Raw genomic sequence first — 14,178 nt, forward strand, 5'->3', positions numbered from 1 at the left:
AATGTGTAAGTGGTCGCTGACTGGAGGCCCGCGCCATGGCAGAAGTCCTCGAAGTCCGGGCGGAGATCGAGCGGCTCATCGCCGGCCGCACCGTGTGCGAGCAGCTCCGACAGGTCGCCGAAAGCCACCCCGACGCCCCCGCCTACTCCGATCCCGTCGAGGGCCCGGCCGGCGGCTGGGCCACGCTCACCTACGCCGAGGCGCGCGGCCGCGTGCTGGAGATCGCCGCCGCCTTCGCCGCGCTCGGGCTGGAGCCCGGTGACTCGGTCGCGCTGATGATGGTCAACCGCAGCGAGCACGTGCTGGCCGACCTGGGCGCCGTGCACGCGGGCGGCGTCGGCTGCACCGTCTACTCCACGTTCGCACCCGACCAGATCGCCTTCGTCGCCGGCGACGTCGGCGCCCGCTACGCGGTGCTCGGCGGCCCCGCCGAGCTCGCCCGCTGGGAGCCCGTCCTGGACCGGCTGCCCGGCCTCCGCACGATCATCATGCTGGAGGGGGCGCCCGACGGCGACCGGTTCATGTCCTGGCGGGACTTCCTCGACCTGGGCCGCGCCCGCCTGGCCGAGGACCCCGCCACCGTCGAGGCCCGCTGGCGGGCCGTCACCCCCGCCGACGTCGCCACCGTCCTCTACACCTCGGGCACCACCGGCATGCCCAAGGGCGTGCCGCTCAGCCACACCAACATCTTCTACGAGGTCGAGTCCACCGACCGGATGGCCTCGCTGCCGCTGCTCGGCACCCAGATCTCCTACCTCACCTACGCGCACATCGCCGAGCGCGTCCTCAGCCTCTACCTGCCGCTGGTCAAGGTCTCCCACGTGCACTTCTGCACCGACCTGGCCAACCTCGGCGCCACGCTCGGCCAGGTCAGGCCGATGCTGTTCTTCGGCGTGCCCCGCGTGTGGGAGAAGATGATGGCCCGCCTCCTGGCCGTCCTGGCCACCCAGCCCGAGGAGCAGCAGGAGGCCGTACGGCAGGCCATGGCGGCCGGCGTCGCCTACGTCGAGGCCGGGCAGTACGGCGCCACCCTCACCCCCGAGATCGAGGCCGCGTACGAGAAGGCCGACGCCTCGCTCCTGTCGGTCATCCGCGGCATGATCGGCTTCGACCGCGCCCAGTGGACCGCCACCGGCGCCGCCCCGCTCGCCGGCGAGGTCCAGCGCTTCTACGCCGGGCTCGGGCTCAAGGTCATCGACGTGTACGGGATGACCGAGACGACGGGGGCGTTCACCGGCAACGGCCCTGCCTGCTACCGCCTCGGCACCGTCGGCCGCGCCGAGCCCGGCGTCGAGGTGCGCATCGCCGGCGACGGCGAGCTCCTCACCCGCAGCCCGCTCAACACCACCGGCTACCTCGGCCGCCCGGAGGCCACCGCCGAGCTCATCGACGCCGACGGCTGGCTGCACACCGGCGACATCGGCACCGTCGACGCCGACGGCTTCTACCGGGTCGTCGACCGCAAGAAGGAGCTGATCATCACCGCCGGGGGCGAGAACATCTCCCCGGCCGAGATCGAGAACCACCTCAAGGAGCACCCCCTCATCGGCCAGGCCCTCGCCTACGGCGACAACCGGCCGCACCCGGTGGCCGTGCTCACCCTCGACGGCGAGGTCGCGCCCGGCTGGGCGCAGGCGCGCGGCATCGCGTTCGCCACGCTCGCCGACCTGGCCGCCCACCCCGACGTGCTCAAGGAGGTCGAGACGGCCGTCGAGGCCGCCAACGCCAAGCTCGCCCGGGTCCAGCAGGTCAAGCGGTGGGCGCTGCTCGGCGCCGAGTGGACCGCCGAGACCGAGGAGCTGACGCCCAGCCTCAAGCTCAAGCGGCGGGTGGTCCACGCCAAGTACGCCGACCTCATCGCCGGGCTGTACGACTCCTGACCTTTTGCCATCGGTTGCCATCGGGGGCGTGTGTCGTGGTCCAGGTCATGACCGGGCGGTTCGTACCGTCTTGATCATGACCAGAAGCCTTCTTCTCGTCTCGCTCGCGGCGGGTGCGCTCACGGTGCCCGCACCGGCGTCCTCCGCCGCGACCGAGCTCGCCATCCGGGAGATCACCGTACGGCCGGCCGCTCCGGTGGTCGGGGCCGGCGACTCCGTCCGCCTGGTGATCGACGTGGTCGCCAAGGGGGTGCGGGGGCGCGACGGGGTGACCGTCACGGTCGAGCCCGGCTCGCCGCCCGCCGGCGCGGAGCGCCCGTCGCCGCCCGGCCGGCCCCGCGTCCTCGCCCCGGACGAGAACGTCACCGAAGGCGGCGCCGACGCCCTGCCACCGGCGCAGGCCGTACAGGAGAACCCGGCCCGGCCCGGCACAGCGGACGGCACATCTAACGGCGTGGCTAACGGCGCGGCGGACCGGGGGGCGGACGGCGCGGATGCGGCGCGGCCCGGCGAGGGCGCCGGCCGGCCGGCGACGGAGGCCGGGCGGCCCGGCGGGGAGGCCGGGGGGCCCGGGGTGGACGCCGTCCGGTCGGGGGCCGAGGCGGTGCGCTCGGCCGCCGAGACCGTGCGGACGGCGGCGGGCGCGTTCCGGCCGCAGGTGGTGCGCGAAGAGGGCGCAGAGGGGCGGCCCGGGGTGCCGGTGCGGCTGGTGTGGCGGTTGGCGCCGAGCCCGATGCGGATGAGCGGCGGCTGGCAGACCTGGCGCTTCCTGCCGGACAAGGAGCTGACCCGCTTCTACCCGGCCGGCACCTGGACGATCACCGCGACGGCCAAGGGCGCGCAGGGCGCGAGCGTGACCGCGTACGAGACGTTCCAGCTCAGGCGGGAGACGCGGCTGTCGGACGTCGCGGTGGAGCGGTCCCGCCACGCCGAGGGGGTGCGGCTGCACGGCTCGCTGAAGAGGGCCGACGCGCGCGGCCTGACCGGGCTCTCGCCGTTCGGCGGGCAGCGGGTGGAGCTCCTGTGGCGGCAGAGCCCGTCCGGCGAGTGGGCGCACGCCGGGTACGTCACCACGGACGCCAAGGGCTCGTTCACGCACACGGTGCGCGACCGGACGGGCGGCTTCTGGCGGGTGCGGTACGCGGGCACCGGCCACTACGCGCCTGACCAGTCCAAAATCCACGAAATCGCAGGATAAAAGCCCTAATACAACTCCATAAACGACATCACCGGAATTGGTGTTGCGAAATTGTGATCGTCCGTTTCGCAACCTTTCTTTACCCTTACGCGTCATTGGACGGTGACGTGTGCCGTCCCGGCGCGCGTTCCATACGGGGAAGGAAGTCAGTTTCATGATGCGACGACTCGCCGCCGGAGTGGCGGCGGCCGCCATGGGCGCCACCGTGCTCGCGGGAGCGGCCGCGCCCGCGATGGCCGACCCCGGCTACGACAGTGGCCAGACCCGGCTCGACCTCGACGTCAACCCCGAGCCCGCCTGGCGCGGCAAGCCGCTGACCGTCGAGGGCAAGCTGTCCGTGCACTGCGACGAGGACTTCGCCAGCGGCCTCGTCGTGGTCCTGCACGACAACCGCTGCAAGGAAGGCAGCTGGCACCGGCTCGGCTGGAAGCGGATCGTCATCCTCTTCAAGCCGTCCTACAGCGGCCGCTGGGAGTACGTCGACACGCTGAAGACCGGCCGCGACGGCTACTTCCACACCCGGGTCGAGGCCCGCTCGTCCGGGACCTGGCGGGCGGTCTTCGAGGGCTCGCGCCACCTGGAGCCGTCGTCCGACACCGACTGGGTCAAGGTCTACGGCCGCCACCACCACCGCTAGCCGATCACGCGGACGCCCGGTCCCTCACACGCGAGGGACCGGGCGTTCGCCGTCGTCACGGCATTCCCAGAGCGGAACTGTCAGGGGAGCGGCACCCGCAGCGGTCCGAAGTCGGCGATCTCCACGGTGAGCTCCCCGGCCGCCGCCGGCAGCTCGAACAGGCCCCAGAACTCCCGCTCCTGCCCCGGCCCGAACTTCTCGCTGGACAGGCGCACCCCGGACACGTCGGTGCACGCGCAGTAGGCGTCGACGCCGCCGTTCTCGGCCGGCACCTGGAGCCGCCCCGGCAGGTAGCGGCGCTTGCCCCGCTCGTCGGTGAGCGTGACGGCGGTGGCCGCCTGATACTTGAACGACATCCAGTCCTTGGCGCGGTGCAGCTCGTTGTACCAGGCCTCGGCGCCGCCCTCGTTCTTCACCCGGTAGGTGAGCAGGCCGAGCCCGTCCGGCAGCCGCCGCAGGCCGGTCACCTCCAGCTTGAACGGCTGCCCGTCGGCCGTGGTCGAGCCGGTCAGGCCCTCAGCCGGCCGGCCGCTCGGCTGCGCACTCGGCTGGGTGGCGGCCGGGGCGGGCTCCGGCTTGGCGAACGTCACCGTGACACGGCGGTTGCGCCGCCTGCCCTCGTCGGTGCCGTTGTCGTAGAGCGGCTGCCGCGACCCGAACCCCCGGGCCTGGTAGGTGACGCCGTCCCGGGTGACCAGCGCCGACAACGCCTTGCGGACCGCCTGGGCGCGGCGCGCCGAGAGCGGGTCGTTGATCGCGTCGGTGCCGGAGGAGTCGGCGTGCCCCTCGACCTTGACGGTGTCGCCGGGGGAGGCGTCGACGAGCTTCGCGGCGCGCGCGAGCACCGCCCTGGCCTTGGGCGTGAGCGTGGCCCGGTTGACCGCGAACAGCACGTCGGAGGAGAGGCTGATGCTCAGGTCCCTGCCGTCGTCGGCGGTCTCCTCCGACAGGTCGGTGGACTCCGACGGCGTCACGATGCGGCGGGCCAGCGTGGTGACCTGCTCGGCGCCCGGGTCGGGGAGGGTGACGCCGGGCGGGGTGACGGGCGGATCGTCGCTGATCGGCACGTCCGGCATCGGCGGGCCCACCGGGGTGACCACGGTGGCGGTGGTGGGGGAGCCCGCGGGCGCGGGCAGCATCGCGTACAGGTCGACCGACTGTCCCGGGTCGAGCGAGTACGGCAGCTTGTCGCGGTCCTGGTCGCTGCACAGGCACGGCGAGCCGGTCGGCTGGTAGGGCAGGATCCACGAGCGCGCGGCCGTGTCGAGCACGCCGATCCCGGAGGCCCAGCGGATCTGGCCCAGCGGTCTCGTCTGGTCGCCGAGCTGGCCGGTCCACGAGATGCTGTCGGACTCGCCGGTGTTGGTCAGCCGGACCTGGACGGCCAGGTGCGCGCCGCCCATCCGGTTCAGGCCGGTGACCTCCACCTTGAGGTCGGGCGTGAGCGTGCTGCGCGACTCCGCGAGCGCGGCCGTCGCGGGCGCGGTGGCGGATGCGGTGGCGGGCGCGGTGGTGGCGGGCGCCGAGGACGCCGGCGCGCTGGCCCGGCTGGCAGATTGGGGTGCTTCTGCCCCGTTCGTCAGCCCGCAGGCCGAGGAGGCGAGCAGGAGGACGAGCGTGACAGGCTTTCTAAGCTTCACCGGACGCATGATGTCGTATTCGTCCGTTCCTGTCGTGTTGAAAGTTCAGTAGGCTCGGCTGAAGATTTCAACGCGGGGGAGTCGATGAGCCGGGTCACGCTCAAGGAGGTCGCCGAGCGGGCGGGTGTGGCCATCGGCACGGCCTCGGCGGTGTTCGCCGGCAAGTCCTGGGTGTCCCCGGCCACCGGCGCCGCCGTGCGGCAGGCGGCCGAGGAGCTCGGCTACCGGCCCCGCGCCCGCAAGGCCACCGCCGCGCCGGGCGGGATGATCGGGTTCGTCTCCTGGGTGAACGACCTGTTCGCCCCGGCGAACCCCTACTACGCCCCGGTCCTGTTCGGCGCCCAGCAGGCGTGCGCCGAGCTGGGCCTGTCGATGACGTACGAGGTGGTGCAGCGGCGCGGCGACCTGCTGCCGCTGTGCGTGGCCCGTGAGCAGGTCGGCGGGCTGCTCGTGCTGAGCTCGGCCCCCCGCGACCAGCTGCTCCGCATCCTCGACGCGGGCGTCACCTGCGTGCTGCTGGAGTCCGCCGCCGGCGACCTGCCCGACGGACTGGCCGTCGACCAGGTCGGCCACGACGACGAGACCGGCGGCTACCTGGCCACCCGCCACCTGCTCGACCTCGGCCACACCGACCCGCCGCCCGCCGTCATCACCGCCGACGAGCGCGTGCTGCCCGCCGCCCGCAGGCTGTCCGGCTACCGGCGGGCTTTGGCCGAGCGCGGGCTGCGCCCGCCGCCCGGCTACGTCCGGCGCGGCGAGTTCACCTCCGAGACCGGCCACGAGCAGATGGCGGCGCTGCTCGCGCTGCCCGTGCCGCCGACCGCCGTCTTCTGCGCCAACGACGAGTCGGCCTTCGGCGCGCTCGCCGCGCTGCGCGAGCGCGGCCTGTGCGTGCCCGGCGACGTCAGCGTGATCGGCTACGACGACATCGCCATGGCCGCGCACGCCTCCCCTCCCCTCACCACGATCGCCAGCGACAAGGAGCTGCTGGGCGCGCAGGCCGTCTGGCACCTCGTGCAGCGCATCCGGCGCCCCGGGCTCACCGGCCGCGACACCCGGATCGCCGTGCGGCTGGTGGCCAGGGAGTCCACCGCGCCGCCCCGCTGAGCCGGCCCCCGCTGTCCGCCCGATAGGCACGCATCCGCCCTGCTCGACCGAGTAGCATGTCGATCAAGCTGCTTGAGGCTTGCTTGAGGTGAAGGAGACCCCTCCGTGACCGAGCTTGAGCGGGTTCCGCCCGGCGTCGACCCCGGCGTCCCGAGTTCCGCCCGGGTCTACGACTACCTGCTCGGCGGCAAGGACCACGTCGCGGTCGACCGCGCCGTCGCCGAACGGCTGCTCGCCGTCGCGCCCGACTCCCGCCTCGTCGCCCGGGCCAACCGGATCTTCCTCGTGCGCGCCGTACGGCATCTGGCCGAGCAGGGCGTGCGGCAGTTCATCGACGTCGGCGCCGGCATCCCCACCTCGCCCAGCGTGCACGAGGTCGCCCGCGAGGTGCACCCCGCCTGCCGGGTGATCTACGTCGACTACGACCCGGTGGTGCGGCTGCACGCCCAGGTGCTGCTGGCCGACTCGCCCGGCGTGGAGAGCATCCAGGCCGACCTGCGCCGGCCCGCCGACATCCTGACCGACCCGCACGTCACCGGCCTCATCGACTTCGACCAGCCCGTCGGGGTGCTGCTCGTCGGCATCTTCCACTTCGTCAAGCACGAGGAGGACCCCGCCGGGATCATCGCCGCCTTCCGCAAGCGGATGGCGCCCGGCAGCCACCTGGTCCTCTCCCACGCGATGCTGGAGAGCGACCCCGAGGCGCGCGGCGAGCTCTACCGGGCCACCGCCAACACCCCGGCCCACCCCACGTTCCGCTCCCGCGACGAGGTGCTGGCGCTGCTCGACGGCTTCGACCTGATCGGGCCCGGGCTCGTGCCCGTCCAGGACTGGCGGCTCGCCGGCGACGACGACATCCCGCTGATGGACGGCATGCCCAAGCTGCGCATCGACGGCGCCGTCGGGCGGGTCCCCGCCTAGGGAGGGCCGTCCCGGGAGCGCCTGCCTAGCCCCCGCGCCACGGCTCTGTTGCCGCCGCCCGATCCAGCCCCGGCGGCAGCCGGTTCCGCCCCGTTTCTCGGCATGATGGAGAGAGGCTGAACCCTTCAGAAGGGCCTCCGGCATGCCATTGTTAGGCTTCGCCCTGTCCTGCTGCATCCTCCCCTTCGGCTTGGGGCTCTCCGCCCTGCTGGTGCTGGCGCTCGAATGGCTCGCACCCGACGTCATCCCGTTCGAGCTCGACACGTTCTGGGCCCTCGACCGGCCGCTCTGGCCCGCGTTCACCGGCGCGGTCACGCTCGTCTGGCCGGTCCTGGCGGCCGGGCTGCTGATCACCCTCGTCGCCGTGCCCCGCCAGCGTCACGCCCAGCGGCAGATCGCCGCCTACGGCGTCGAGGACGCCCAGGTCATCCGGCTGGGGCCGGCCCGGATGCTGTTCCAGAGCGCGCTGGAGGAGATCGCGTTCCGGTGGGTGCTCTTCTACGCGGCCATCGCCGGCGCCACCTTCGCCGACTTCGTCCTGCTGGGCTTCGCCGACCTGCACCCGGTGCGGTGGCTGTTCACCGAGGTGCTCATCCCGCTCGCCGACCTCGCCACCTTCGGCATGCTGCACGAGCAGCTCACGCTCGGCGCCTGGGCCGTGGCCGCGGCGATCCTCACCAGCAACGGCCGCTTCCGCAACGGCCACCTCTACCAGGGGCTGATCGGGTGGATCTGGTCCTGGTACATGGGCATGTTCCTGTTCCTGGTGATGTTCGAGTACGGGCTCCCCGCCGCCATCGCCGTGCACGTCGCCTACAACCTGGTCACGCTGACCCTGCACGTGGCCATCACGGGAGTGGCGCCGCGCGTGGTGGTGCTGAACCTGGAGCCGCAGCCCCTTCAGGAGTGACGTACGGCCCCCGGGGCGCGCCGGGGGCCGTACGGATCAGCGGGCGGCGAAGTTCTGGGTCCAGTAGGTCTGGCCCTTGGCGTTCTTGGCCGCGCCCACGCCGATGAGCGTGTACTTGCAGTTCATGATGTTCGCCCGGTGGCCGGAGCTGTTCATCCAGCCGCTGACCACCGCGGCCGGGGTGCGCTGGCCCATGGCGATGTTCTCGGCCCAGCCGGTGCCGCCGGTGAACCCGGCCGCCCGGATGCGGTCCATGAACGAGCGGCCGTCCTGGGAGGTGTGGCTGAAGTAGCCGCGGGCGGCCATGTCGGAGGAGTGGCCGAAGGCGGCCTTGCGCAGCTGCGGGTCGTGCTTGAGCGGGGCGCAGCCGCCCTTGGCGCGTTCGGCGTTGGTCAGGCGGACGACCTCGTTCTCCTCGGCCGTGCCGACCGTGCCCGCCGGGGGAGCGGGCGAGGAGGTCGGGGCGGGGGCGGGCGTCGCGGTGGCGGACGGGGTCGGGGCCGGGGCCGGGGAGCAGGTGAGCCGGACCGGGCGGGACCTGGCCGTGTGGCCGCGGTAGTCGGTGGCGAGCGCGTAGTAGACGCCGGGGGCGCACGGGAGCGTGAGCGTGAGGCGGGCGCCGGTGGCCCGCCGGGCGCCGCTCCTGACCACCGGGTCCTTGCCGGGCTGGGCGCGCTTGACGCGCACGCGGATCAGCGCCGGGCGCTCGCAGCCGCTCCTGGTGGCGGACGCCCGGACCCTGCCGTCGTCGCCGACCTGCGGTCCCGTCACGGACAGCCGGCAGGCCGCCTGAGCGGTGGAGGCCGTGCTTGCCGCGTGGGCGGCGGGCGTCACGAGCGTGGCGGCGGTGGCGAGGCAGGCGATCATCCCAAGGGATCGGCGCATGCGGTGTTCCCTCCAGTTTCCGGTAGACGCTGGATGGAAATCGCATTCTGTCGGGGCCAGAACCAACTTGTCAGGAAAATTCGGATATCTGGGTAAACCAACGGGGCCCCTGGGGCGTCCGCGCAGCGCGAGGGGCGGCCACCCGGAGGCGGCCGCCCCCGAGTCTCAGCGGGCGCCCAGCAGGTGCTCCATGGCGAGCTGGTCGAGCCGCTCGAACGCCATCCCGCGCGCCCCCGCCGCGTCCGCGTCGAAGTCCTCGAACGCGCCGCGGTCCGCAAGCAGATCCTGCAGCGTCTCCCCGTCCGCCAGCGTGGGCCTGGCCAGGTCGTCCAGCCGGGACGCGCGCAGCGCCTCCTGCACCTCCGGGTCGGCGCGGAAGGCCGCCGCGCGCTCCTTGAGCATGAGGTAGTTGCGCATGTTGCCGGCCGCCGACGCCCACACGCCGTCGACGTCCTCGGTCCGCGGCGGCTTGAAGTCGAAGTGCCGCGGCCCCTCGTACCCGCCGCTCTCCAGCAGGTCCACCAGCCAGAACGCGTCCCGCAGGTTGCCCGCGCCGAAGCGCAGGTCCTGGTCGTACTTGACGCCCGTCTGCCCGTTCAGGTCGATGTGGAACAGCTTGCCGTGCCACAGCGCCTGGGCGATGCCGTGGGTGAAGTTGAGCCCGGCCATCTGCTCGTGGCCGGTCTCCGGGTTGACCCCGACCAGCTCCGGATGGGCCAGCTCGCCGATGAACGCCAGCGCGTGCCCGACGGTCGGCAGCAGGATGTCGCCGCGCGGCTCGTTCGGCTTGGGCTCGACGGCGAAGCGCAGGTCGTAGCCCTGGCTCAGCACGTACTCGCCGAGCAGGTCGAAGGCCTCCTTCATGCGGTCGAGCGCCACCCGCACGTCCTTGGCGCCGCCCGACTCGGCGCCCTCGCGGCCGCCCCACGCCACGTAGACCTTGGCGCCCAGCTCGACGGCCAGGTCGATGTTGCGGATGGTCTTGCGCAGTGCGTAGCGGCGCACGTCACGGTCGTTGGCCGTGAACCCGCCGTCCTTGAACACCGGGTGCGTGAACAGGTTCGTCGTGGCCATCGGCACCACGAGGCCCGTCTCGTCCAGCGCCTGGCGGAACCGCTTGACGTGGCGGTCGCGCTCGGCGTCGCCGGAACCGAACGGGATGAGGTCGTCGTCGTGGAACGTCACCCCGTACGCGCCGAGCTCGGCGAGCCGGTTGACGGTCTCCACCGGGTCGAGCGCCGGGCGGGTCGCGTCGCCGAACGGGTCGCGGCCCGGCCAGCCGACGGTCCACAGACCGAAGGAGAACTTGTGCTCCGGGCGGGGCGTGAGGCTGTCAGTCACTGGGACTCCTATTCGTAAGGGCAGAAAACAAATTAATATGCCAAGGCGGCGGAGGGAAGACCGCCCCCGGAACGCAGGAGGCAGCATGTCGGCACAGCGCGTCGTCATCGGCATCGACAGCTCTACCCAGTCGGCCAAGGCCGTCGCCGTGGACGTGGACACCGGCGCCGTCGTCGGCGAGGGCCGCGCCCCCCACACCGTCACCTCCGGCGCCGGCCGCGAGAGCGACCCCCGGCAGTGGTGGCAGGCCCTCTGCGACGCCGTCGAGGCCACCGGCCACGCCGCCCGCGCCGCCGCCGCCTCCGTCGGCGGCCAGCAGCACGGCCTCGTCACCCTGGACGACGCCGGCGAGCCCGTACGCCCCGCCCTGCTCTGGAACGACGTCCGCTCCGCCGGCCAGGCCGCCGCCCTGGTCGCCGAGCACGGCGCCGACCGGCTCGCCGAACGCGTCGGCAGCGTCCCCACCGCCGCCTTCACCCTGACCAAATGGCTCTGGCTGACCGAGAACGAGCCCGCCCATGCCGCCCGCGCCGCCGCCGTCCGGCTGCCCCACGACTACCTCACCGAACGCCTCACCGGCCAGGCCGTCACCGACCGCGGCGACGCCTCCGGCACCGGCTGGTGGACCCCCACCGGCTACGACACCGGCCTGCTGGACGCCGCCGGGCTCGACCCCGCCCGACTGCCCCGCGTCACCGACGGCCTCGCCGGCACGGCGCTCCCCGGCGGGCCGCTCGCCGATGGCACCCCCGTCGCCGCCGGCACCGGCGACAACATGGCCGCCGCGCTCGGCCTCGGACTGCTCCCCGGCACCCCCGTGCTCAGCCTCGGCACCTCCGGCACCGTCTACGCCGTCACCCGGCGCCGGCCCGCCGACCCCACCGGCGTCGTCGCCGGGTTCGCCGACGCCCTCGGCAACTGGCTCCCGCTCGCCTGCACGCTCAACTGCACCCAGGCCGTCGACAAGATCGCCTCCCTGCTCGGCCGCGACCGCGACGCCGTCGAGCCCGGCGGCACCGCCGTCGTCCTGCCCTACCTCGATGGCGAACGCACCCCGAACCTGCCGCACGCCGCCGGCCTCCTGTACGGGCTGCGCCACGACACCACCGCCGGCCAGGTGCTCCAGGCGGCCTACGACGGAGCCGCGCACTCGCTCCTCGCCGCCCTCGACGACGTCCTGCGCGCCGGCGGCGAACAGCCCGACCCGGACGTGCCGCTCGTCCTCATCGGCGGCGGCGCGCGCGGCGCCGCCTGGCGCGACACCATCCGCCGCCTCTCGGGCCGGCCCGTCCTCATCCCCGCCGCCGGCGAGCTCGTCGCCCTCGGCGCCGCCGCCCAGGCGGCCGCTCTCCTCACGGGCGAGGCCCCCGACGAGGTCGCCCGCCGCTGGGGGACCGCCCGCGGCACCCTCCTCGACCCGCTGCCCAGGGACGCCGAGGCGATGGACAGGATCGCCGGTACGCTGCCCCGTGCCGACCGTCTCCTGACCACCCCCTGACCCCCGGAAGATCCCCATGCCCCCACCCACCGGAAGCACCGCCCCTCCCCCGGCGACCTCCCTCGAAGCCGAGACCCCCCACCAGGGACCCGGCCCCGACTGCGCGCCCCTTGCGCGCGCCACCACCCCTCCGGAGAGCGGGTGCGCCCGCGAGGAGGGCAAGAGTTCCGCCCAGGGGAGCGGGCGCGGCGCTGCTGCCGCCGACGCCGTACGGGACGTTGCTCCTGCGGGGGGCGGGCCCGTCTGTGGGAGCGGCGGCGGTGCCCGTACGCGTGCCCGGTTGGCCAGGGGTGCTGCCGCTTGCGGCTGGGGGGCTGCTTGTGGGGGCGGGGGCCGCGTGCGGGGAGTCGTCCCTGCGGAGGGCGGGGCTCTTCGGGGTAGTGGCGGGCGGGTTGCTGGTGCGGGGGTATGGGTGTGAGGCGTTGGGAGCAGGCGCGTCGGCAGGACGGGGGGCGGCCGGCGTCGCAGCAGGGGATGCGGCAGCACAACCTGGCGCTCGTCATGGGGACCGTCGCCGCGCACGGGCCGGTGTCGCGGGCGGCGGTGGCGGGGCGGACCGGGCTGACGAGGACCGCGGTCTCCAGCCTGGTGGACGAGCTGCTCGCCGGGGGGCTGCTGACCGAGCTGGGGCCGGCGGCGAGCGGCCGGGTGGGGCGGCCGGGGACGGCGCTGGCGGTGAGCGAGGAAGGCCCGGCGGGGCTGGGGCTGGAGGTGGGCGTCGAGCATCTGGGCGCCTGCGTCACCGACCTGCGCGGTGAGGTGCGGGTGTGGTCGCGGGCCGAGAGCCCCAACGCGGCGCTGGACCCGGCCGGGGTGATGGCGGCGCTGTCGGAGCTGGCCGACGACGCCACCCGGCGGGCCGCCGAGCTGGGGCTGCGGCCGGTCGCGGCGGTGGTGGCGGTGCCCGGCCTGGTGGGGGACGTGCCCGGCACCGTGGCCCGGGCGCCGAACCTGGGCTGGCACGACGTTCCCGTCGCCGGGCTGTGGCCGGGGGAGCTGCCGCTGCGCGTGGAGAACGAGGCCAACCTGGGCGCGCTGGCCGAGCTGTGGGCGCATCCGGTGGCGGACGACTTCGTGCACGTGTCGGCGGAGAGCGGCATCGGCGCGGCGCTCGTGGTCGGCGGGCGGCTGTTCAGCGGCGCCCGGGGGCTGGCGGGCGAGCTCGGGCACATGCCGGTGCATCCGGACGGGTTCCCCTGCTCGTGCGGCGCCCGGGGCTGCCTGGAGCAGTACGCGGGCAAGGCGGCGGTGCTGCGCGCCGCGGGCCTCCCGCTCCCGGCGGCGATCGGCGCGGCCCAGGCGGGTGCGGACGTGGCGGGTGCGGCCCTGGAGGGTGCGGACGTGGTGGCGGCGCTGGCCGGGCTGGCGCGGGCGGGGGAGACGCCGGTGGTCCGGGCGCTCGACGGGGCGGGGACGGCGCTGGGGACGGCGCTGGCCGGGGCGGTGAACCTGCTCGACCCGGCGGCCGTGGTCCTCGGCGGCGCGTACGCGGAGCTGGGGGAGTGGCTGCTGCCGGCGATGCGGCGCGAGCTGGCGGCGCGGGTGACCGTGCGGCCGTGGGACCCGGAGGCGCTGACGGTGTCCGAGCTGGGCCGTCGCGGCCCGCTGCTGGGGGCGGCGCTGGCGACGGTCCGGGGCATTCTTGACGATCCCGCCGCACTCTGGTCATGACGCGGCGCCACGACAGATGTCGATCTTTGCGAGATCGTCGTCAGGGAGCGCGGAGCGTGCTAGCGTATTAGGCGTTGCAGTTCTGGTACCCATGGATTTCGTGTGCGCCTGGCGGGATGTGACCCTCGGGCGCATTTGTGTTTTCGGCGGTCATCTTCCTCAGGTGTCACTACGGCGACACGGGATCCGCGAACCGCGCTTCCCCGCACTCTTCGCCAATCGAAGGAGATTGACATGGCGACTGGCACCGTGAAGTGGTTCAACGCTGAAAAGGGCTTCGGCTTCATCGAGCAGGACGGTGGAGGCGCTGACGTCTTCGCCCACTACTCCAACATCGCGGGCAACGGCTACCGCGAGCTGCGCGAAGGCCAGAAGGTCAGCTTCGACATCACCGCGGGCCAGAAGGGCCCCCAGGCCGAGAACATCGTTCCGGCCTGACCCCTTCACACGGCTTCACCGGAAGGCCCGCACCCCCCGAGGGTGCGGGCCT

At 73.8% G+C, this 14,178-nt stretch carries 12 protein-coding genes; 9 read left to right on the forward strand and 3 right to left on the reverse strand.

The window, feature by feature from the left end; translation table 11 throughout:
• Nucleotides 1-35: 35 nt before the first annotated feature.
• The 3 genes from AB0G11_RS17285 to AB0G11_RS17295 all read left to right on the forward strand — a co-directional run bounded on the left by AB0G11_RS17285 (nt 36) and on the right by AB0G11_RS17295 (nt 3,715).
• Nucleotides 36-1,880: an AMP-dependent synthetase/ligase gene (locus AB0G11_RS17285; RefSeq protein WP_219505658.1), complete on the forward strand. Its 1,845-nt coding sequence runs from the start codon at nt 36-38 to the stop codon at nt 1,878-1,880.
• Between the two features lie 76 nt (nt 1,881-1,956).
• Nucleotides 1,957-3,078, forward strand: a complete 1,122-nt coding sequence (locus AB0G11_RS17290; RefSeq protein ID WP_357586730.1) for a hypothetical protein — start codon at nt 1,957-1,959, stop codon at nt 3,076-3,078.
• Between the two features lie 154 nt (nt 3,079-3,232).
• The gene (locus tag AB0G11_RS17295; protein WP_219505654.1) at nt 3,233-3,715 is read left to right on the forward strand and encodes a hypothetical protein; all 483 of its coding nucleotides are present in this window, start codon (nt 3,233-3,235) and stop codon (nt 3,713-3,715) included.
• A gap of 80 nt (nt 3,716-3,795) precedes the next feature.
• On the opposite strand, the gene AB0G11_RS17300 is transcribed toward AB0G11_RS17295, so the two are convergent.
• Nucleotides 3,796-5,355: an OmpA family protein gene (locus AB0G11_RS17300; RefSeq protein ID WP_357586732.1), complete on the reverse strand. Its 1,560-nt coding sequence runs from the start codon at nt 5,353-5,355 to the stop codon at nt 3,796-3,798.
• 84 nt (nt 5,356-5,439) lie between these two features.
• Here AB0G11_RS17300 and AB0G11_RS17305 point away from each other — a divergent pair, with 84 nt between their 5' ends.
• From AB0G11_RS17305 to AB0G11_RS17315, 3 genes are all read left to right on the forward strand, one after another.
• The gene (locus tag AB0G11_RS17305) at nt 5,440-6,462 is read left to right on the forward strand and encodes a LacI family DNA-binding transcriptional regulator (RefSeq protein WP_219505650.1); all 1,023 of its coding nucleotides are present in this window, start codon (nt 5,440-5,442) and stop codon (nt 6,460-6,462) included.
• A gap of 105 nt (nt 6,463-6,567) precedes the next feature.
• Nucleotides 6,568-7,383, forward strand: a complete 816-nt coding sequence (locus AB0G11_RS17310) for an SAM-dependent methyltransferase (RefSeq protein ID WP_219505649.1) — start codon at nt 6,568-6,570, stop codon at nt 7,381-7,383.
• Between the two features lie 142 nt (nt 7,384-7,525).
• Nucleotides 7,526-8,293, forward strand: coding sequence for a hypothetical protein (locus tag AB0G11_RS17315; RefSeq protein WP_357586734.1), 768 nt, complete (start codon nt 7,526-7,528; stop codon nt 8,291-8,293).
• Nucleotides 8,294-8,329: 36 nt separating this feature from the next.
• Here the strand turns inward: AB0G11_RS17315 and AB0G11_RS17320 are convergent, their stop codons facing one another.
• Both AB0G11_RS17320 and xylA read right to left on the reverse strand, forming a co-directional pair.
• Nucleotides 8,330-9,178 carry a CAP domain-containing protein gene (locus AB0G11_RS17320; protein WP_357586736.1) on the reverse strand — a complete coding sequence of 283 codons (849 nt, stop codon included), beginning with the start codon at nt 9,176-9,178 and terminating at the stop codon, nt 8,330-8,332.
• 165 nt (nt 9,179-9,343) lie between these two features.
• Nucleotides 9,344-10,519: a xylose isomerase gene (gene xylA, locus AB0G11_RS17325; RefSeq protein ID WP_308125779.1), complete on the reverse strand. Its 1,176-nt coding sequence runs from the start codon at nt 10,517-10,519 to the stop codon at nt 9,344-9,346.
• An 85-nt stretch (nt 10,520-10,604) separates the two neighbouring features.
• Here xylA and xylB point away from each other — a divergent pair, with 85 nt between their 5' ends.
• From xylB to AB0G11_RS17340, 3 genes are all read left to right on the forward strand, one after another.
• Nucleotides 10,605-12,017, forward strand: a complete 1,413-nt coding sequence (gene xylB, locus AB0G11_RS17330) for a xylulokinase (RefSeq protein WP_357586738.1) — start codon at nt 10,605-10,607, stop codon at nt 12,015-12,017.
• A gap of 474 nt (nt 12,018-12,491) precedes the next feature.
• Complete coding sequence (locus AB0G11_RS17335; RefSeq protein WP_357586740.1) at nt 12,492-13,688, forward strand: ROK family transcriptional regulator; 1,197 nt, start codon at nt 12,492-12,494, stop codon at nt 13,686-13,688.
• 234 nt (nt 13,689-13,922) lie between these two features.
• Nucleotides 13,923-14,126, forward strand: a complete 204-nt coding sequence (locus AB0G11_RS17340) for a cold-shock protein (RefSeq protein WP_049575752.1) — start codon at nt 13,923-13,925, stop codon at nt 14,124-14,126.
• Nucleotides 14,127-14,178: the final 52 nt, after the last annotated feature.

The organism is Nonomuraea sp. NPDC023979, assembly GCF_040639085.1.
GTDB classification, from domain to species: domain Bacteria; phylum Actinomycetota; class Actinomycetes; order Streptosporangiales; family Streptosporangiaceae; genus Nonomuraea; species Nonomuraea ceibae.